This is a genomic window from Ornithinimicrobium faecis (assembly GCF_023923225.1).
Classification (GTDB): domain Bacteria; phylum Actinomycetota; class Actinomycetes; order Actinomycetales; family Dermatophilaceae; genus Ornithinicoccus; species Ornithinicoccus faecis.
Genome location: NZ_CP099489.1, coordinates 4,213,466 through 4,232,726 on the forward strand (window position 1 = coordinate 4,213,466; position 19,261 = coordinate 4,232,726).

The 19,261-nt window shown below is 67.6% G+C and carries 18 protein-coding genes; 12 read left to right on the top strand and 6 right to left on the bottom strand.

Annotated elements, in window-relative coordinates:
- Positions 1-14 precede the first annotated feature (14 nt).
- The 3 genes from NF556_RS19450 to NF556_RS19460 are packed head-to-tail and all read left to right on the top strand — an operon-like array spanning position 15 to position 1,295.
- The gene (locus NF556_RS19450) at positions 15-284 is read left to right on the top strand and encodes a hypothetical protein (protein ID WP_252592839.1); all 270 of its coding nucleotides are present in this window, start codon (positions 15-17) and stop codon (positions 282-284) included.
- 35 nt (positions 285-319) lie between these two features.
- On the top strand, positions 320-643 hold the full coding sequence (locus NF556_RS19455; RefSeq protein ID WP_252592840.1) for a hypothetical protein: 324 nt from the start codon (positions 320-322) through the stop codon (positions 641-643).
- Between the two features lie 58 nt (positions 644-701).
- The gene (locus tag NF556_RS19460) at positions 702-1,295 is read left to right on the top strand and encodes a TetR/AcrR family transcriptional regulator (protein WP_252592841.1); all 594 of its coding nucleotides are present in this window, start codon (positions 702-704) and stop codon (positions 1,293-1,295) included.
- Here the strand turns inward: NF556_RS19460 and NF556_RS19465 are convergent.
- The gene (locus NF556_RS19465) at positions 1,292-2,458 is read right to left on the bottom strand and encodes an epoxide hydrolase family protein (RefSeq protein WP_252592842.1); all 1,167 of its coding nucleotides are present in this window, start codon (positions 2,456-2,458) and stop codon (positions 1,292-1,294) included. The two genes, NF556_RS19460 and NF556_RS19465, sit on opposite strands and share 4 nt — an antisense overlap.
- A 142-nt stretch (positions 2,459-2,600) precedes the next feature.
- On the opposite strand from NF556_RS19465, the gene NF556_RS19470 reads away from it, so the two are divergent.
- From NF556_RS19470 to NF556_RS19490, 5 genes are all read left to right on the top strand, one after another.
- A complete protein-coding gene (locus tag NF556_RS19470; protein ID WP_252592843.1) occupies positions 2,601-3,497 on the top strand; it encodes a carbohydrate ABC transporter permease in 897 nt (298 codons plus the stop codon).
- Positions 3,494-4,351, top strand: a complete 858-nt coding sequence (locus tag NF556_RS19475; RefSeq protein ID WP_252592844.1) for a carbohydrate ABC transporter permease — start codon at positions 3,494-3,496, stop codon at positions 4,349-4,351. The genes NF556_RS19470 and NF556_RS19475 overlap by 4 nt, the downstream gene beginning before the upstream one ends.
- Before the next feature lie 82 nt (positions 4,352-4,433).
- Entirely contained in the window at positions 4,434-5,747 is a 1,314-nt protein-coding gene (locus tag NF556_RS19480) for an ABC transporter substrate-binding protein (RefSeq protein WP_252592845.1), read from the top strand.
- A 36-nt stretch (positions 5,748-5,783) separates the two neighbouring features.
- A complete protein-coding gene (locus tag NF556_RS19485; RefSeq protein WP_252592846.1) occupies positions 5,784-6,890 on the top strand; it encodes an ABC transporter ATP-binding protein in 1,107 nt (368 codons plus the stop codon).
- Positions 6,891-7,102: 212 nt separating this feature from the next.
- Positions 7,103-8,824, top strand: a complete 1,722-nt coding sequence (locus tag NF556_RS19490) for a hypothetical protein (RefSeq protein WP_252592847.1) — start codon at positions 7,103-7,105, stop codon at positions 8,822-8,824.
- Here the strand turns inward: NF556_RS19490 and NF556_RS19495 are convergent.
- The 5 genes from NF556_RS19495 to NF556_RS19515 form a co-directional block, all read right to left on the bottom strand.
- Positions 8,821-10,803 carry an ATP-binding protein gene (locus NF556_RS19495; RefSeq protein WP_252592848.1) on the bottom strand — a complete coding sequence of 661 codons (1,983 nt, stop codon included), beginning with the start codon at positions 10,801-10,803 and terminating at the stop codon, positions 8,821-8,823. The genes NF556_RS19490 and NF556_RS19495 overlap by 4 nt on opposite strands.
- Entirely contained in the window at positions 10,800-12,257 is a 1,458-nt protein-coding gene (locus NF556_RS19500; protein ID WP_252592849.1) for a glycosyltransferase family 2 protein, read from the bottom strand. Before NF556_RS19500 ends, NF556_RS19495 begins: the two co-directional genes overlap by 4 nt.
- 4 nt (positions 12,258-12,261) lie before the next feature.
- Positions 12,262-13,365 (bottom strand): HEAT repeat domain-containing protein, encoded by a 1,104-nt coding sequence (locus NF556_RS19505; protein ID WP_252592850.1) that lies wholly within the window; start codon positions 13,363-13,365, stop codon positions 12,262-12,264.
- The gene (locus NF556_RS19510; RefSeq protein ID WP_252592851.1) at positions 13,362-13,745 is read right to left on the bottom strand and encodes a response regulator; all 384 of its coding nucleotides are present in this window, start codon (positions 13,743-13,745) and stop codon (positions 13,362-13,364) included. Before NF556_RS19510 ends, NF556_RS19505 begins: the two co-directional genes overlap by 4 nt.
- A gap of 158 nt (positions 13,746-13,903) precedes the next feature.
- Positions 13,904-15,160 (bottom strand): MFS transporter, encoded by a 1,257-nt coding sequence (locus NF556_RS19515; RefSeq protein ID WP_252592852.1) that lies wholly within the window; start codon positions 15,158-15,160, stop codon positions 13,904-13,906.
- 127 nt (positions 15,161-15,287) lie between these two features.
- Between NF556_RS19515 and NF556_RS19520 the strand changes: the two genes are divergently transcribed.
- The 4 genes from NF556_RS19520 to NF556_RS19535 all read left to right on the top strand — a co-directional run bounded on the left by NF556_RS19520 (position 15,288) and on the right by NF556_RS19535 (position 19,116).
- Positions 15,288-16,088 carry a GntR family transcriptional regulator gene (locus NF556_RS19520; RefSeq protein ID WP_252592853.1) on the top strand — a complete coding sequence of 267 codons (801 nt, stop codon included), beginning with the start codon at positions 15,288-15,290 and terminating at the stop codon, positions 16,086-16,088.
- A complete protein-coding gene (locus NF556_RS19525; RefSeq protein WP_252592854.1) occupies positions 16,085-17,143 on the top strand; it encodes a DctP family TRAP transporter solute-binding subunit in 1,059 nt (352 codons plus the stop codon). Before NF556_RS19520 ends, NF556_RS19525 begins: the two co-directional genes overlap by 4 nt.
- A 66-nt stretch (positions 17,144-17,209) precedes the next feature.
- Entirely contained in the window at positions 17,210-17,839 is a 630-nt protein-coding gene (locus tag NF556_RS19530; RefSeq protein WP_252592855.1) for a TRAP transporter small permease, read from the top strand.
- On the top strand, positions 17,836-19,116 hold the full coding sequence (locus tag NF556_RS19535) for a TRAP transporter large permease (protein WP_252592856.1): 1,281 nt from the start codon (positions 17,836-17,838) through the stop codon (positions 19,114-19,116). The genes NF556_RS19530 and NF556_RS19535 overlap by 4 nt, the downstream gene beginning before the upstream one ends.
- Positions 19,117-19,261: the final 145 nt, after the last annotated feature.

The following is a 19,261-nucleotide window of genomic DNA, read 5'->3' on the forward strand; positions in this document are numbered from 1 at the left end:
CATACTATTTATGCATGAGACAGAAACTGAAGTGGTGGTTCGTCCACCTGGCGGCGTTCGTGCTCGGGCAACTCATCCTGCTGGTCATGGGCGCATCGTGGCCCGTGGCCCTGCTCACCCAGGAGGTGCCCGATCCCCTGTCCTTCGGCAGCGAGCCCGCCATGTGGATCAGTCGAGCGTGGTGTGTGGTCTTCGCCATCGACACCGCCTGGTCACTGATCCAGGCCAGGAACGGCTCCGACGACAGCACCCGCACCTCCGACACCACCCACCAGAGCGCCTGACCGAAGCGGTCGGCCACTCCACGAGAGGACACCCCGTGCTCGAAGACCTGCTGATGGACGAACTCTTCTCCGGAGAGAGCCAGTTCGCGCTCGATCACCGCGGTCATGCCGTCGCGGTCGTGGTGGAGAACTCCGGCCCCATCTCGACCACCGTCAGATTGTTCGTGGGTGGCCGGCTCGTGGACACCAAGCACGCCTTGTCCACGACTGTGCGACTGCCGACCGACCTGCCCGGGCCCGAGGGTCCGCACCGCATCGAGGTCAAGGTCTCGCTGAGCCTCCTGGGTGACGTGAAGGCATGCACTCTCAGAGAGGGCCCTGCCCAGCTCGAGATGCCCCGGCTCGACAGACGCTCGTGAGTGCACCGCACGCAGGACAGAAGCCGGCCACCCCAGAACGGCTAGGTAACTTCGTGCCATGACCAGACATCACGATGCCGCCGACCGGAAGCGACAGGTGGGAGACGCCCTGATGGAGGTGGTCGCCGAGCGTGGCCTGACGCGGACCACCCTGCGCCAGGTGGCCGACACAGCTGGCGTCTCGGTGGGCCTGGTCCAGCGTTACTTCACCAACAAGAACGAGCTGCTGCGGTTCGGCTTCGACTACGTCTATCAGCGCACGCGCGATCGCATCAACCAGGTCCCCCAGGAACCACCGATCAGGGAGGTCGTGCTCGGTCTCGGCGAGGCGATCCTGCCTCTGGACCCCCAGCGCCGACGCGAGACCAACGTCTTCCTGGCGTTCGTGCACGCCACGCTGAACGACCCCGACCTTGCCGACACCCACCAGCGGGCCGCAACGGAGCTGGTGGACGGACTGCAGCGTGCCCTCGAGGCAGCCAGGCGCAACGGCGAGCTCAAGGCGGATGTCGACACCCACCTCGAGGCGCTGACACTGGTCGCCCTGCTGGACGGTCTCGTCCTGGACGGCATGGCCACCAAGCACCTCTTCCCCGAGGAGACCCTCCGGTCCCTGCTGCACCGCCACGTCGACCGGCTCTTCCGCGACTAGCTGCCGTTGGCGCTGGCCAGGACGCGAACCGCGGCCCGCAGGTCAGCAACCATGAGGTCCGGCTGTTCCCAGCCAGCAAAGTGCCCACCCTGCGCGAGCTCCTCCCAGCGGACCAGGTTGTTGGCAGCCTCCACGGTCCGTGGCACCGCGGAGCCGAGGTCTTGTGGCATCGCCGCGATGGCCAGCGGGGTCCGGGACGTCTCCGGCTCGGCGCCCCAGTCGGTCGCGCCCTCCTTGTAGTAACGCATCGAGGACCAGATCGTGGCGAAGTGCCAATAGATGCTGACAGTGGTGAGCATCTCGTCGCGGCTCAGGACCTCCTCGGGGCTCTCATCTGCCGCTGACCAGTCATGGAAGCGCTCGACCAACCAGGTCAGGAGCCCGACTGGCGAGTCGGTGAGCGCCAGGCCGAGAGTCTGCGGGCGCGTCGACTGCACCATGGCATAGCCGCCGAGCTCCCACTCATAGCGCATCGCACGCTCGGCGGCGCGGACCTCACGGGGGTCGCCTGGGTTGGCGGTCTCCATCGTCACCTCCGGGCCGCCGAGGACGTCCGTGAGGTGCAGTCCGACCACGTGCTCTGCGTCGATCAGACCGATGGTCCGGCCGATCAGCGAGCCGGTGTCATAGCCGTGGACGACATAGCGGTCATAGCCGAGCCTGGCCATCAGGGTGACCATCGCGCCCGCGGCCCGGTCGGTGTTCCAGCCGATCGCCGGACCGGAGATCCCGAAGCCTGGGATCGTCGCGATCACGACGTCGAAGGCGTCTGCGGCCTCGCCCCCGTGGCTGACCGGGTCGACCAGCGCCGCGACCATCGGGAGGAACTCGGTGGGAGCGCCGGGCCACCCGTGGAGCAGCAGCAAGGGGGTCGCGCCCTCGTGCTCGGAACGGACGTGGAAAAAGTGGGTGTCGTGACCGTCGATCGGCGTGGTGAACTGGGGGAAGGAGTTGATCCGCTGCTCCTGCGCCCGCCAGTCGAAGTCACCGGCCCAGTAGGTCGCCAGCTCCTTGGCATAGCCGACCGGGACCCCGTGGTCCCACCCGGTGCCAGCGTCCTCGACCGGCCACCGGGTCTGCTGCAGGCGAGTGGTCAGTTCGGTCAGGGACTGCTCGGGCACGTGCAGCGTGAACGGCGTGATGTCGTGGTTCGTTGTCGTCATGACAGAAACGCTACGGACAGTAGAGGACAGATCTCGACCTTTTTCGACGCTCCGTGGTGTTCATGAGTGCGCACCACGATCAACAGCACCACGCCACCTGCGCGTCGCCCGAGATTCACTCCAGCACAGCACACTCCGGCTCGTGGGACAGACCAGGACCGGCCGGTGGAACCGCCGGCACACGCTGCTGGCAGCGGCGCTGCTCCTGCCCAACCTCGTGCTGCTGATCGTCTTCACCTACCGCCCACTGATCGACAACATCCGGCTCAGCTTCTTCCAGTGGAACCTCGGCAGCCCGACCTCCACCTTCCTCGGGTGGGACAACTACGTCGAGTGGTTTACCAGTGACGACAGCCGCACAGTGCTGTGGAACACGCTCATCTTCACCAGCGTCGCGGTGATCGGGTCGATGGCACTGGGCCTGTCCCTGGCCCTGCTGCTGGACCAGAAGCTGTTCGGCCGGGGCGCGGTGCGCTCGCTGGTGTTCGCCCCGTTCGTGCTCTCTGGGGCCGCGGTCGGGGTCGCCTTCCAGTTCATCTTCACCCCCACCTTCGGGTTGGTGCCGGACTTGCTCACCACGATCGGCATCACGCCACCGAACTTCTATCAGTCATCCGGGTGGGCGCTGTTCATGGTGACTTTGACCTACATCTGGAAGAACCTCGGCTACACCTTCGTGATCTACCTCGCGGCCCTCCAGGGTCGGCGCCGCGACCTGGACGAGGCCGCCGAGATCGATGCCGCCTCCGGCTGGACCCGGTTCCGCCAGGTCGTCTGGCCACAGCTGCGCCCGGCCACCTTCTTCCTGCTGATCACCGTGTTGCTCAACAGTTTTCAGGTCTTCGACGTGATCCACACGATGACCCGCGGCGGCCCGTACGGCAACGCCACGACGACGATGGTCTACCAGATCTATCAGGAGACCTACACCAACCGGCGCGCCGGCTACGGCGCGACCGTCGCCTCGATCATGTTCGTCGCCCTGCTGGTCGTCACCCTGGTCCAGGTCTGGGTCATGGAGCGGGGGCGGGAGAAGTGAGCACGTATGCCGAGGTGGCACCGCACGAGCGCCGTCACCTGCTCCCTCTGCTGGGTGGCTACCTGGCCATGCTCCTAGTCGTGCTGGTGATCGCGTTGCCGCTCTACTGGATCGTGGCCACCTCCCTCAAGGAGCGGCCGGACATCTACACCGTGCCGGTGACCTGGGTCCCGAACCCGGTCACCCTGGAAAACTACGACGGTGTTCGGCAGGGTGTGCCCTTCCTCACCTTCCTGCGCAACTCGGTCCTCATCACCGGGGTGCTGACCATCGTGCAGGTGGTGCTGGGCGTGCTCTCCGCCTTTGCGCTGTCCTTCCTGCGCTTTCCGGGGCGGACCCTCGTCCTGCTGCTCATCATCGCCGCACTCATGGTGCCCAACCAGATCACCTGGATCAGCAACTACGCCCTGGTCAGCCAGCTGGGCTGGCGCAACAGCTTCATCGGGATCATCGTCCCCCTCGCAGGGGTGGCCTTCGGCACCTTCCTGCTGCGCAACCACTTTGTCTCTCTCCCCAAAGAGATCGTCGAGGCCGCCGAGATGGACCACGCCGGCCCGTTCACCATGCTCTGGCGGGTCGTGCTGCCGATGTCCTGGCCGACCGTCATCGCGTTCACGCTCATCACCATCGTCAACGAGTGGAACCAGTATCTGTGGCCGCTGCTCATCGCCGAGGGCTCGGACACCGCGCCCCTGCCGGTTGGCCTGACCCAGCTCCAGGACGCCGAGGGCTTCACCAACTGGGGTCCGGTCATGGCCGGGACGGTGCTGACCATGCTGCCGATCCTCATCGTCTTCCTGCTCCTGCAGCGCCACATGATCAAGGGCCTGACCGCCGGGGCGGTGAAGGGCTAAAGCAGACGACCCAGGCGTTCACGCCCAACCCGACCACACGGCATACCCGAACACCCCCTGCACCACCCACGAAGGAGACACCATGAGTCGCAGCACCCGCAGATCCCTGACCCTGATCTCGGTGGCGCTCAGCGCCACCCTGCTCGCCTCCTGCGCCGGCACCGGCAACGCCGAAGCGGGCGATGACGCCGACAGCGAGACCGGAGGCGGCGAGGCCGTCGAGAGCATCACCTTCTGGTCCAACCACCCCGGCGGATCCAAGGAAATCGAGGAGGCGATCATCGCCGACTACGAGGAGGAGACGGGGATCACCGTCGAGCTGGTCACGGCCGGCGCCAACTACGAGGAGGTCGCCAACCGTTTCGACGCCGCCCAGGCCGGGGGCGAGTTGCCGGACGTCGTCGTCGCCTCGGACGTCACCTGGTTCCCGATGATGCTCAACAACGCGATCACCCCGGTCGACGAGCTGTGGGAGTCCCAGGAGGTGGACAGCGAGAACTACGTCGACTCCCTGCGCGAGGACTACCTCCACGAGGACGAGCACTTCGCGATGCCCTACGCCCGCTCGACCCCAATCGTCTACTACAACAAGGACATGTGGTCCGCCGCCGGCCTGCCCGACCGCGGCCCGGAGACCTGGGAGGAGTTCGCCGAGTGGGCGCCCCAGCTCACCGAGGCCAACGACGGGCTGCCCGCCCTGGTGCTGCCCAACGGCAGCGATTACCTGGACTGGCACTTCCAGGGGATGCTGTGGACCTTCGGCGGCTCCTACTCCTCGGAGTGGGACGTGAACCTCACCGCCCCCGAGACCATCGCGGCCGGTGAGTTCCTCCAGGAGCAGGTGGAGGCCGGCAACATCGCCGTCGCGACCGACGCCAACAGCGACTTCGCCGCCGGTCAGGCCGCGGCCCTGCTGCAGTCGACCGGCTCGCTCGGTGGGCTGACCGAGACCGCCACCTTCGACCTGGCGACCGCCTTCTTCCCCGGCCCCTCGCCGCGCACCACCACCGGTGGCGCGGGCGTGGCGATCTCCAACGACATCCCCGATGAGCGCAAGGCGGCGGCGATGGACTTCATCGCCTACCTCACCAACGCGGAGAACACCGCAACCTTCAGCCAGGGCACGGGCTACATGCCGGTCCGCAAGGACGCCGTGGAGTCCGAGGAGGTGCAGGCCTACCTGGAGGAGAACCCGAACTTCCGCACGGCCGTCGAGCAGCTCGCCGAGATCGCGCCGCAGGACTACGCCCGCGTGTTCGTGCCCGGTGGCGGTGCCCGCATCGGCGCCGCCCTGGACCGGATCACCACCGGCGGCGAAGACGTCACCACGGTCTTCACCGAGCTGCAGGAGGAGACCGAGGAGGTCATCGAGCGGGACGTCAACCCCCAGCTCTGAGCCCGCCCAACCCGACCACCACCACGAGGAACCCCCATGGCCACTGTGACCTTTGACCGAGCGACCCGCACCTTCCCCGGCAGCGAGCGCGCAGCGGTCGACGCACTGGAGCTGGAGGTCGCCGACGGCGAGTTCCTCGTGGTGGTCGGACCCTCCGGCTGCGGCAAGTCCACCTCGCTGCGCATGCTGGCCGGGTTGGAGCCGGTCACCAGCGGCAGCATCCGCATCGACGGGCAGGACGTCACCGAGACACGCGCCCGGGACCGGGATGTGGCGATGGTCTTCCAGAGCTATGCGCTGTATCCCAACATGACGGCCGGCGAGAACATGGCTTTTGCGTTGCGCAACACCGGAGTTGCCCGTGCTGAGATCACCCGGCGGGTGGCCGAGGCCGCCCGCATCCTGCAGCTGGAGGACCTGCTGGATCGGCGGCCGGCCCGCATGTCCGGCGGTCAGCGGCAACGCGTTGCGATGGGCCGCGCAATCGTGCGTCAGCCCAAGGTCTTCTGCATGGACGAGCCGCTGTCGAACCTGGACGCCAAGTTGCGGGTCTCCACCCGTGGCCAGATCGCCGACCTGCAGGAGCGGCTGGGCATCACCACGGTCTATGTCACCCACGACCAGACCGAGGCGATGACGATGGGCGACCGGGTCTGTGTGCTGCGCGACGGCCTGCTGCAGCAGGTCGGCACCCCGACCGAGCTCTATGAGAACCCGGTCAACACCTTCGTCGCCGGCTTCATCGGGTCGCCGGCCATCAACTTCCTCGACGGGGTCAGCGTCCACGGTGGGGAGGCCCTCATCGCTCCCACGCTGCGGATCCGGTTGCGCACCAAGGACATCACGGGGCCGGTGACGGTCGGCCTGCGCCCCGAGGGGTTTGACATCGTGAGCGCTGGCAGTCGGGGCGCACAGGACGAGCTCGAGGTCACCGTGCAGCGTCTGGAGCGGCTGGGCTCGGAGACCTATGCCTTTGTCACCCCGATTGTCAGCGATGGCGTCACGGTCCCCGGCGGCCACCTGATCGTGCGCCTGGACAAGCGGCAGCAGGTGCAGGTCGAGCAGCGGCTGCGCCTGAGGGTCCACCCCGAGGAGGAGCTCGTCTTTGACGGCGACGGCGCCCGGATCCCCCACGAGGCCTGAGACCGGGCGTATGCCGCCTGGCTGGCTTGCGTGATTCCGGTGCGGCCGGGGTGGGCGACATCCTCCCGATCAGCGGGACAGCCTGAGCGTCACCACCGGTTCGGGGACTCGCCGCACAGACCACAGTCACCGTTCAGGCACACGACTTACGGTGAGTCGGACCGTTTGCCCCTGACAGACCGACTCTCCGATGCCCCTGGAGGTCTCGCCCCATGCTCCACCGGTGTGTGCTGCGCGCTGCCCTGATCGTTGCGCTCGCCCTGGTGACCGTGCCTGCTCTGGCTGGCCTCACGGCTCCCACCCCGGCCCAGGCAGCCTCGGCCGACGCGACCCCTGCTGCTCCCCCAGGAGTCGCGCACCCGATCAGCGGCTTCTTCGTCTCGCCCGGCACGACCGACGCCGAGAACGCCGAGACCCTGCGCCAGATCCAGGAGGCGGGTGGAGACACCGTGATCACCTTTGGCTCGACGCTGCGCAGCGGCTCCCTGGACGCGAAGGACCGCATCCGCACCGGCGACGAGCTCGACCCAGCCTTCGCTGCCTGTCTGATCGGTGGCAAGCCCTGCGCCGCCACGATGCGCCAGCTCGGGACGATCGACCAGGTCTTCACGTTCGCCAACCACAGCCACCTCGCCAAGGGGGCCCTGCGCTGCCCGCAGGACCGGGCACTCAGCAGCAAGGGGCAACGGTTCACCCTCCTGCTCATCCCGACCCAGGGCACCGGGTGCACGTCGGAGAACGGGACCTATGACCTGGTGGCCATTCACGGCGGGCCGGCGACGGCTGCCGACCGCACCACCTCCCTGCTGAGGGCAGCAGACCAGGCCGGGGTGACGGCATACATCGGGATGCCGTCGGTGCAGAAGCGCGCGGATGTCCCGTGGTTGCCGGACCCGAGTTATCAGCACACCTTCGCCCAGTTCACCGACCGGTTCCTGCGAGAGCACAAGTCGCGGGGCACCACCGCGGCACTGGCCGGCTTCTATCACCACACCGAGATGCCGGTGGCTGGCGACCCGGACGTCTGGCAGCCTGTGCTGGACCTGTATCGACTGCAGAACCAGGCGATTGCGCGGGTCTTCCCCGGCAAGAGTGCGCTCGTGTCGCCCTACCTCGACAATCGTCGCTCCGCCAACGAGGGACTCAGCGCTGACCAGCTTGCCTCCCGGACGCAGGCCGGCGCACAGGCCATTGCCCAGACGGCCTCCGGCGTGCCACTGACGGTCGCCCTCCAGGACGGCATGGGCACCGGCAAGGGCGGCGCCTTTCACGTCAACCAGGCCAAGGCACCGGTCGACGGACCGGCCGCCAAGCTCGTGGGCGGTGGCACCTGGGGGCAGAACTATCTGCTGTCGGTCAGTGAGTCGTTCAGCGCTGCCCGGGCGGGGCTGGAGGGCACCGGTGCCACCCTGTGGGCGAACGTCGAGGGGATGACGCCGCAAGACACACCGGGCGCTCAGGGTTGTGGCACCGGCGAGCGCGGGCAGACCACCAAGAACCGGTTGGACCAGCAGGTGCAGGCCGTCGGCCGGTTCACCGCCAAGAACATCTCGTTCATGTGGGATCCCTTCTACACCTGCCAGGTGGGCGGCGCCATGCTGGCCGATGCGCTCACGACGCACGGCAGCGCTCCGGTGGTGACCAATGCCGCTCTGGCCCCGGATCGGAATGTCCTGTGGCTGGCTGGCTACAACCTCGCCGGGTCCAGCGTGCGCGTGAAGTATGTCGACACTCATGGCAAGGTGCATCAGGCCACCTCACCGGTGAGTGTCTTCTCCGACGACTACGGCCAGCGGACCGGCCTCGATGCGGGCCTGGAGAGTGCCGATTATCAGGTGCAACTGGCCGCGCCCCAGGAGGGGAAGATCTTCATCGTCTGGGTGACCGGCCAGGACGGGACGCCGAGCAGTCGCAACTTCTCCCTGCGGCACTAACCGTCAGCGGGCTCCTCGGGTGTGGCCGGGTCAAGCAGTGGCAGGCTCAGGGTCACCGTGGTGCCCACGCCTTCCTGGGAAGCCAGCTCGACGGACCCTCCGTGCGACTCCGCGATCTTGCGGACGATGGCCAGTCCCAGCCCGGTGCCCTGCACCTGGCCCTGCTGGGCGTTGCTGGCGCGATAGAACTGGGTGAACAGGCCCGCGAGGTCCGCCTCGGGGATGCCCATGCCGGTGTCGGTGCATTCCAGCAGCACCAAGTCCTCCTCGACTGTCGCACTCAGTCGCACCTGTCCCCCGATGTTGGTGAACTTGATCGCGTTGCTGACCACATTGCCCAGCGCACGCTCCAACTGGTCCCGGTCAGCACGCACCGGCGCCGGCTGGGCGACCTCCCCCACGCGCAGGTCGACCTGGGCGTTGCGTGCCACCGGGTGCATGGACTCCACCACCCGCGAGATCACCTCGTGGACCTCGACCGGACGGCGGTGCATGCTGGCCTGGCCGCTGTCCAGCCGGTTCAGGAGCAGCAGGTCGTCGATGAGCGCACGCAACCGTCCGGCGTTGCGGGAGACGACGCCCAGCGCCTGAGCCTGCCGCTCGTTGAGCGGTCCGAAGTCACCATCCTCGAGGAGCTCCAGATAGCCAGCCATCGAGGTCAGCGGAGTGCGCAGCTCGTGGCTCGTGGTGGCCATAAAGTCGCTCTTCTGCCGGTCCAGGTCATACATCGAGGTCATCATCCGGCGCACCGCCAGAGCGGTCGTCAGATAGCCGGCGAACCGGTCCAGGGCGTCCAGCTCACCACCCGGCCACCGATAGGGCTCCCACCGCGCCACACACAGGACACCGAACATGTTGTCGGGGACGGCCAGCGGCAGCAGCACCCACGACGCGACGCCATGTCGCTCCGCGGCGGCAGCCAGTGACGCAGGCACACCCGTGGCCACCTGCTCAGGATGGTTAGCCAGAACCCTGCCGTGCTCCAGGGCGGCCGCCAGGTCCTCTCCCGGCACGCCGTCCAACAGCGAGCCGTGGGGTGATGCGGTCAGCAGGCTGGCGTGCTCGTGTCGCGTCACCTCGTGCAACGACAGACGGTCGACCCCCAAACCATCCCGGATCGTCACGCAGGCCCGGTCCCACTCCTCGGGGGCGGACGACAACTGGCTGGCCACCTTGATGGTCGCGCGGTAGAGCTCGAGCTGTCGCACCCTGGCCCGCTCCAGCTCGGCGTTCTCGTCGGCCAGCTCGTTGAAAGCGGTGGCGACGGCGACGACCTCGGTGGCCCCTGCCGTGGTGTCAGCACGCACGTCCACCGAGCCCTGGCGGTGGCGGCTCACGACCGACTCCAGGTCCTGCAACGGTCGTGCCAGCCGCCGCAGTGCCAGACCGCTCTGGCCGCGGGTGATGAGGAGGCCCCCCAGGCCAACCAGTCCGGTGGCGAGTGCCAAACCACTCATCAACTGGGTGTATCTGTCGCGACGTTCCTGTCGGATGTCCGACATGTCCGTGACCAGTGCCGCATGAGCGTCGGTGACCACGTCGAAGGCGTCCACCGAGTCCACGAGCGAGGGCTCAGCCCCGGCCTGCACCCGCGCGATCTCCGCCTCGGCCAGCTCAAACCACTCGGTGCTGGCCGCGTCGAAGTCCGCCGCCACCTCGGGCTTGCCGATCATGGCCGAGCGTTCCTGGAAGGAGTCATGGCTCTCGGTGAAGGCGGCGCGGTGTCGGGTATAGCTGTCGAGGAACCCCTGGTCCCGGGTGACGAGGAAACCCTGAAAGCTGGTCTGCGCGTCGGTGACATTGATCCGCATCAGATTGCTGTCATCCACCATCGGCGTGATCTCACGAGTGACCTGCCGGACCTCCTGCTGGATCAGCAGCACAGAGACCAGCGAGAGAGCGGTCATCCCCAGAATGATGACCGACAGGACGAGCACGAGCCGTCGCAGCACCCGTCGGACGGTGTCCCGGGGACTCACTGGCCCTCCCCTGAGCTCTGGTTCGTCGCAAACCCCGTGCGCGTCATCGTGCCCCACTCCTGTTTGCGACCGATCAGGCTGTGCCACCAGCCTTCCAGGCGCCAGACCGCGGTCAGCTGCCGGTAGCCGACGTTCTCGAGCACGGCCACCCACAGGGTGGTCAGCAGGTCCCGCCACCGGGGATACTTGTGGAAACTGAGCTCCTCCACCGTCATCGCGGCAAGGGTCACCAGGATCGCGTAGGCATAGGCAACTGCCATGAACAGCAGGAAGTAACCGACGTCGACCACCCCGAGCAACCAGCCGGCCACCACGAGGATCAGCCCGAACAGCTCGAGGAGCGGCGCGAAGAGCTCAAAGAACCAGTAGTAGGGCACGGCAATCAGCCCGACCCGGCCATAGCGCGGATTGAACGTCATCCCGCGGTAGGCCCACAGTGTCTCCCAGAGGCCGCGGTGCCACCGGGCGCGTTGTTTGCGCAGCACCCCGGCCGTCTCTGGAACCTCTGTCCAGCAGATCGGCTCCTGGATGAACTTCACGGCATAGTCGCGACGCTGTCTGCGCATGTGCCGGTGCACGCGCATCACCAGCTCGAAGTCCTCCCCGATGCTGTCGGGGTCCAAACCGCCGACCTCGACGAGAACATCGCGCCGGAAGATGCCAAAGGCCCCACTGATCAGGATCAGCGCCTTGAGCCGGGACCACCCGGAGCGGCCGAGGTGGAAGGCCCGCAGGTATTCGACCACCTGGACCCGTGGCAGGAAGCGCCGCGGCATCCGCACCCTGATGACCCGGCCACTGTGCACCACGCAGTCGTTGACCACCCGGATCACCCCGCCGGCGGCGACCGTGCGCACTGGGTCGTCGGCGAAGGGACGGGCGATGGCCAGCAGAGCGTCCGCGTCCAGGATGGAGTCGGAGTCGACGAAGACGACCAGATCCTCGGTGGCGAAGTTGACGCCGACATTGATCGAGTCCGACCGCCCCGAGTTGGCCTTGCGCACGACGGTCAGGCGCGTGCGACCGTCGCGGGGCACGTGCACCGAGGTGGCCTGCTCGCGCACCGTCAGGTCCTGAGCCATCCTGCGCGGCACCTCGACCAGGTCAAAGGCCGTGCGCAGGGCCTCGAAACCGCCGTCCGTGCTGCCGTCGTCCACCACGACGACCTCGTGCTGCGGATAGTGCAGGGACAGCATGGCGCGCACGGCCTCGCGGATGCCAGCCTCCTCGTTGTGCATCGGTGTCACCACGCTGACGCCCGGCACCAGACCGGAACCGAGCAGCTCGTCCCGACCGGCGTGCGGCAGTCGTCGCACGGACCGCCGAAACTCCAGCGCGGACAGCACGATCAGGATCAGGTAGGAGGAATTGATCACCAGGAAGTAGATGAGGATGGGCAGGGCGATGACGCCGAAGACGGCCTCGACGCCGGTGCGGAGTGGATCGAGAGTCATGCCCTCACGCCATCTCGAGCGGTCGGTCGCGGCGCAGACTGTCGACCATCAGGCCATAGCGGGCTGAGGCGCCCTGCGCTCCCGCACCCTGAGCGAGTCCGCGCAGGACCTCCAGACCGGGCGTGCCCTGCTGGCAGAGTTGCTCGGCGGCAAGATCACCGATGCGCGGGTCCTCGTCCGCCAGCAGACCGGACAGCACGTCGCGCGCCGGTGCGCCGCCGATCTCACCGAGTGAGCGCAGTGCCGCCGAGCGCACGGCCCGGGGAAAATCAACACCGCTGAGCCGGGTCAGCGCGTCCACGTCCTGCAGTGAGCCCAGTTGGCCAATCGCCTCCGCCGCAGCCGCGAGGACGTCTGGTGACCGCTCGTGCTCCACCAACTCGCGCACCCGCGGCAACTGGGAGACGTGCTGACCGAGCCCCAGGGCGAGGGCTGCGGCGGCGCGGGTCGTCGGGTCCTCGCGGTGGAGCGCATCGCCGATCTCCGTCGCAGCCCCCGGGCCGAGTCCGACGAGGGCCTCGACCACGACCCAGGACGGCAGCCCACCGCGCCCCCGGGCCCCAGGCTGCAGTGCCTCCACCAACGGGCTCGCCGCCCTGGGGTCGCCGAGCATGCCCAGGGACCGTGCAGCGGTGACGGCGGCGCCGCGGTCCCGGTCCTCCAGCAGGGGAATGACCCGGTGCACCGACCGGTCGCGACGCATCAGCCCGAGCATCCAGGCGGACTGGGCGCGGCGGGTGCCAGACCGTGCGGTCAGGTCGTTGAGGGCGAGGGTGACGGCACCGTGGGCGATGAGGATGGTGACGATGGCCCTGGCCGGAGCGCCCCGGACCTTGGACAGCAGGCCAATCAGGGTCGGCAGGACCGCGCGGAACAGGCGCGGCGGCAGCGTGTCCAGCCGGCGTCGGGCGGCGCCCTCCTCGTCGTCACCGGAGGCCACCTCGAGGATGTCGCGGCGCAGCGTGCGCAACTCTCCGGACTGTCGCCGGGTCCGGCGGCGGCGCGTGAGCCGCGCGAACGCGATGATCAGCAGCAACACCACGGCGACGCCGAGCATCAGCCACAGGGCGAGCTGCAGGATCCAGGGTTGGAGGTGGACCTGGGTCACCGGCGTGGCCCACCGCCGAGCAGAGCGGCCACCCGGTGGATCAACTCCCGGGGGCTGAACGGTTTGACGACGTAATCGTCTGCGCCCGTGCTGAAGCCGGCATCGACGTCGACCTCCCTGGCCCTGGCTGTCAGCAGGATGACCCGGGTGCTGGCCAACGCTTCGTCCGCGCGGATCCTGCGCAGCACGTCCAGACCTGACAGGCCGGGCATCATGACGTCGAGGATCGCCAGGTCCGGCCGCACCTCCTGGACCCGGGTCCACGCCTGGTCGCCGTCGGAGGTGGCCTCCACGGCGTAGCCCGCCGACTCCAACTTGAAGGCGACGAGATCCCTGATGTCGTCGTCATCGTCGGCAACCAGCACGGTGCCCTGCGTCATAACATTCCCCTCACTGTCACAATCCCCTCGTTGTCCTCGCCGCACCCCGAAATCTCGCCCGGCCAGCCACCTCGCCCGGTTCGCGCATCATAGTGCACGCCCACGAAGGGTCAAGTTTGCCTCTCCAGATGGTCAACTGCCGGTGACCCTCCAGATGGTCAGCTGCCGGTGATATGCCTCGGCTCGTGTGTCCCACCGCCATAGCCGAACGGGGTGGCCGGGGGCCGTCGCACCAGGTCCCGGCGGAAGCCGATCCGTGCCAGGAGCACGAGTGCACAGGCCACGACGAAGGACCCGGCCGCCACGAACCAGGCCCCCTGGAAACTGACGGCCGAGACCAGCAACCCAAAGCTGACCGGACCGATCGCACCCCCCACGAAGGCGCCGGCCTGCACGACCGAGGACGCCTTGGTGGGGGCATCGCGCCCGAGGCGAGCCGCGGCATACAGAAAAAGACCGGGCCAGGACCAACCGAGCCCGAAGGACAGGAACCCGAAGACCACGACCGCCCAGGGCACCGCGAGCAGCCCGATCATCAGCAGACAGAGCGCACCGGCGGCCATCTGGGAGGCGACGATGATCAGGTTGCCTCCGAAACGCCGGTCCGCACGGTGCCCGGCGAAGACGCGGATCGCGATCGAACTGCCCGATCCCGCCGCCATGAGCAGGCCGGCCTGGCCGACCGTCAACCCGACATCGTGGGCCCAACTGGCCAGATACGCGCCGAGGAAGTTGGCGGCAGCACTGGCAAAGGTGATCGCCAGACCACAGAGCAGCAACGGGCCGCGGGGGGCGTGGTCACTCGGTGCCGGGCGTGTGTTGGCGCGCGGACCCTGCTGGCCGTCCTCCTCTTGGTGCAGCAACGCCAGCGCGATCACGACGAGTCCGAGGGACCCGGTGACCAGGAAGGTGCTGCGCCACCCGAAGAGCGCCGTCATGGTCGGCACCGCCAGCCCGCCGAACATGATGGCCGCGGGGACCGCGCTCTGCTTGATGCCGAACCCGATGCCTCGGCGGTGGGGCGGCAGCGCGGTGGCGACCGCCTGGTTCGAGGTGCCCTGGCAGGCGGCGTTGGCCAGGCCGAGCACGGCCATCGCCGCGATCAGCACCTCCCAGTGCCGCACGCCCAGGGCGAGGCCGAAGCCACCAACCGCCACGAGCACCCCGGCCAGGAGCTGAGTCTGACGCCGGCTCCACCGCTCCAGCAGACCTCCGCCAAAAATGGTGCCCAGTGCCGCGACGGCAAAGAAGGTGCTGACCACGACGCCGAGCACCGAGGGACCGAAGCCCAGATCGCGCTGCATGAGCACGGCCTGCGCACCCACCAGGAAGGGCGGGATGGCGCCCAGCGTGGTGAGCGCGCTGGCGCCCAACATCACCGAGACGGTCGCCGACCGGCCGTGCGAACGCGCCACCCATCCCCTCCTTGACCAAAACGTTATCTACAGGCCATTGACGAAATGTACTGCCCTTTGCCATTCTACGGTGGTCAGTTCATCTCTGGCGCCAGTATGCGCCCCCTCAGCAGTCAACGGAGACAGTATGTCGCGCACGTCACGCCGGACGGAGGAGCCGGGGTATCGCCGGCTCGCCGGCCATCTGCGTGACGCCATCCGCGACCAACAGTGGGACGAGGGGGAGCCGCTGCCGACCGACGGTCAGCTCGGCGAGGAGTTCGGGGTGAGCCGGCAGACCGTCCGCCGCGCCTACCTGGACCTGGTCAATGAGGGTCTGGTCTATCGGGTGCCCGGCAGCGGCACCTTCATCACCCCGTCCCACCTGCGCTACAAGCGCTCGTTCGAGACGGTCGACGACCTGATCGGCCTGGCCGATGACACCGAGCTCGAGGTGGTCCACCCGCTGGAGGGCGGCTTCGAGTCCGACGCTGCCCAGCACCTGGGGCTCACCTCCCGCCTGATGTATGCGATGCGCTTCGTGCGTCGCCACCAGGGGACCGTCTTCTGTCACACCTCGGTCTATCTCCCCCCGTCGGTCGGTCAACTGCTGGAGGGCGAGCCGACGTTCGGCGCAGCTGGCGCCACCACCACGACCACGGTCATCGGGGCCCTCACGGCGCGGGGCGTGCAGCTCAACGGCGCCGAGCAGCTGATGACCGCACGGGCTGCCACCGAGGTTGACCGGGAGCGCCTGGGGTGCCAGGTCGGTCACCCCCTCCTGCACGTCGAGCGCCTGTATGTCGATGCCAGCGGCGCCGCGGTCGAATGGGCCGTCTCAGACTTCCTGCCCGAGCACTACACCCACCGGCTCCATCTCGGACGTCGGCGCAACAACCCTTCGCCAACGACGGCGGAGCGGCCCCCCATGAAAGGAACATCCTCATGACCAAGCGCTCCCTGCGCACGCTCACCGGAGTCGTCGCGATCGGGGCCCTGGCCCTCACTGCCTGCGGCGGTGCCCGCAGCGGCGACAGCGGTGACGGCGGCGACGCCAGCGGCGGTGACGGCGAGACCTTCACCCTGAAGTTCTCCCACGTCACCACCGACTCCACCCCCAAGGGCACGGCCGCGATCTGGTTCGAGGAGGAGCTCGAGAAGCGCACCGACGGCCGGATCGATGTCGAGGTCTACTCCAACTCCTCGCTCTATGGCGACAAGGACGAGATGCAGGCCGTCCAGCAGAACTCGGTCCAGATGCTGGCCCCGGCCTCGGCCAAGTTCACCACCGTCGCACCGGCCCTGCAGGTCCTCGACCTGCCGTTCCTGTTCGACACCCCGGACGACATCCCCAGCGTCGCCGCGCCGGACACCGAGGTCGGCAAGGCGATCTTCGCCAACCCGGACCTCGAGGACAAGAACATGAAGGTCCTGGGCCTGTGGGACTCGGGCATGAAGCAGATCCACTCCAACAACCTGACCCAGAAGCCCGCGGACATGGAGGGCAAGAAGTACCGCATCCAGCCCTCCGACGTGCTCAAGAGCCAGATCGAGGCCTGGGGCGGTTCCGCTGAGGCGATTGCCTTCGCCGAGGTCTACTCCGCGCTGCAGCAGGGCGTCATCGACGGCGGAGAGAACACCTACTCCAACATCGAGTCGCAGAAGATGCACACGGTGCAGTCCAACATCGCCGAGTCCAACCACGGCTACATCGGCTACATCCTGGTGGTCAACACCGAGTTCTTCGACAGCCTCCCGGAGGACCTGCAGGAGATCCTGGTCACGACCGCCGAGGAGGCCTCGACCTACAACCGCGACAACGTCGTGGCGCTGAACCAGGAGTCCAAGGAGACCATCGAGGCCGACGGCACCTCCGAGATCAACGTGTGGACCGACGAGGAGCGCCAGGCCTTCAAGGACGTCGTCGTGCCCTCGATCTACGAGCAGTACCGCGATGTCATCGGCGACGAGATCATCGACGAGCTCCTGGCCGCCCAGGAGTGATCGCTGCCCACCCTGCCGGGGCGGCTCCCGCCCCGGCACCCCACACCACAGAAGGAGGTGTGACACATGAGACAACTAGACCGCGCGCTCACGACCATTGAGAACGTCGTGGCGGCCGGGGCTCTGGGCCTGGCCGCGCTCATCTCGATCGTCAACGTGATCCTGCGCCAGTTCGACATGTCCTGGTTCTGGACCGAAGAAGCCGTCATCTACCTCATCATCTATTCCACGTTCATCGGCGCGGTGATCACGCTGCGCCACAACGAACACGTCAGCGTGGACATCCTCGGCGTCTTCTTCAAGGACAAGGGCAAGAAGTGGCTGGCCCTGGCCGCGGGCGTGGTCACGATCATCTATCTGGTGATCATGGCCTACCTCGGCTGGCAGTTGCTCGCCGAGCCGTTCTCCAGCACGACGGTCACCCCGGTGCTCAAGCTCCCGCTCTGGGTCGTCGAGTTGGCGGTCCCGCTGGGCATGACGCTCATGCTGCTGCGGGCACTGGAGATGCTCTGGCGCACCTGGAAGCACGGTGTGCCGACCAGTGAGGACCTGCTAGCCGCCGAGGCCGAGGCCACCGGTCTGACCCTCGATGAGATCCGCGCCACCCAGGGTGCGATCAGCTCTGGCAAGGACGACGTCATCCCGAGCGACGACGGCGACCACACCAACGGCGACACGAAGGGAGACGGCCGATGAGCACCGAGGTCATCACTCTGCTCGTGATCCTGTTTGCGCTGCTGTTCACGTCGACACCGATCGCGATGGCGCTGGGCCTGACGTCCTTCATCTACATCTACTACTTCACGACCACTCCGCTGACGCAGATCGTGGAGCGGTTGTTCAACGCCCTCAACAGCTTCCCGCTGATGGCGATCCCGTTCTTCATCCTGGCCGCCAACATCATGACCCGCGGAGGCATCAGCCGAAGGCTCACCGAGTTCGGCAACGCGCTCGTAGGCCAGTTCCGCGGCGGCATGGCGATGACGGCCGTGATGGCCTGCATGTTCTTCGCCGCAGTCTCGGGCTCCAGCCCGGCCACGGTGATCGCGGTCGGCACGCTGATGATCCCGGCGATGATCCGGCACGGCTACTCCAAGGAGTTCTCCACCGGGCTGATCTCGACCTCCGGCTCGCTGGGCATCCTGATCCCGCCCTCGATCCCGCTGATCGTCTACGGCATCGCCACCGAGCAGAGCATCGGTGACCTGTTCCTGGCGGGCATCATCCCGGGCGCCGTGGCCGGCGTGCTGCTGCTGGGGATGGCGGTCTGGATCTCGCGCCGGCGCAACTTCGGTGAGCACACCGGCGAAAAGCTCCCGAAGGGCACCCGGCGACGTGCCCTGCGGGACGCCATCCTGGCGCTGCTGCTGCCGGTGATCGTCCTGGGCGGCATCTACGGTGGCATCTTCACGCCGACCGAGGCTGCCGCCATGGCTGTGGCCTACAGCCTCGTGGTCGCGCTCCTGATCTATCGCGAGCTGAGCTTCAAGGACCTCGGCAAGGTGCTGCTGTCCTCGGCCAAGACGTCGGCAATGATCATGTTCATCATCGCCAACGGCATCCTGTTCACCTTCGTCCTGGCCCTTGAGCGGATCCCGGACCAGGTCACGAACGGGATCGCCAGCATGGATCTGCAGCCGTGGCAGTTCCTGCTCATGGTCAACATCCTGCTGCTGATCGTCGGCTGCTTCATGGAGACCAGCAGTGCGATCCTGATCCTGGCGCCGATCCTGTTGCCGATCGCCCTGGAGATGGGCGTGGACCCGATCCACCTGGGCATCATCATCGTGATGAACCTGGAGATCGGCATGATCACCCCACCCCTGGGGCTGAATCTCTTTGTCGCCTCAGGATTGTCTGGGATGAGTGTGCTGCAGGTGGCCAAGGCCGCCCTGCCCAGTGCGGGCGTGCTGCTGTTCGCACTGGTCCTGGTGACCTACCTGCCGATCCTGTCGTTGGCGCTCATCAGATGACCCAGGAGTATGCCGAGGTGCCGGTCTCCCCGGACCTGCACCTCGGCATACTCCTCCTCCCCCTCCCCCTTGACCGAGCGCACCGGGTGGCGAAAATCAGCCCGACCGAGCGCACCGGGTGGCGAAAATCAGCCCCACCGAGCGC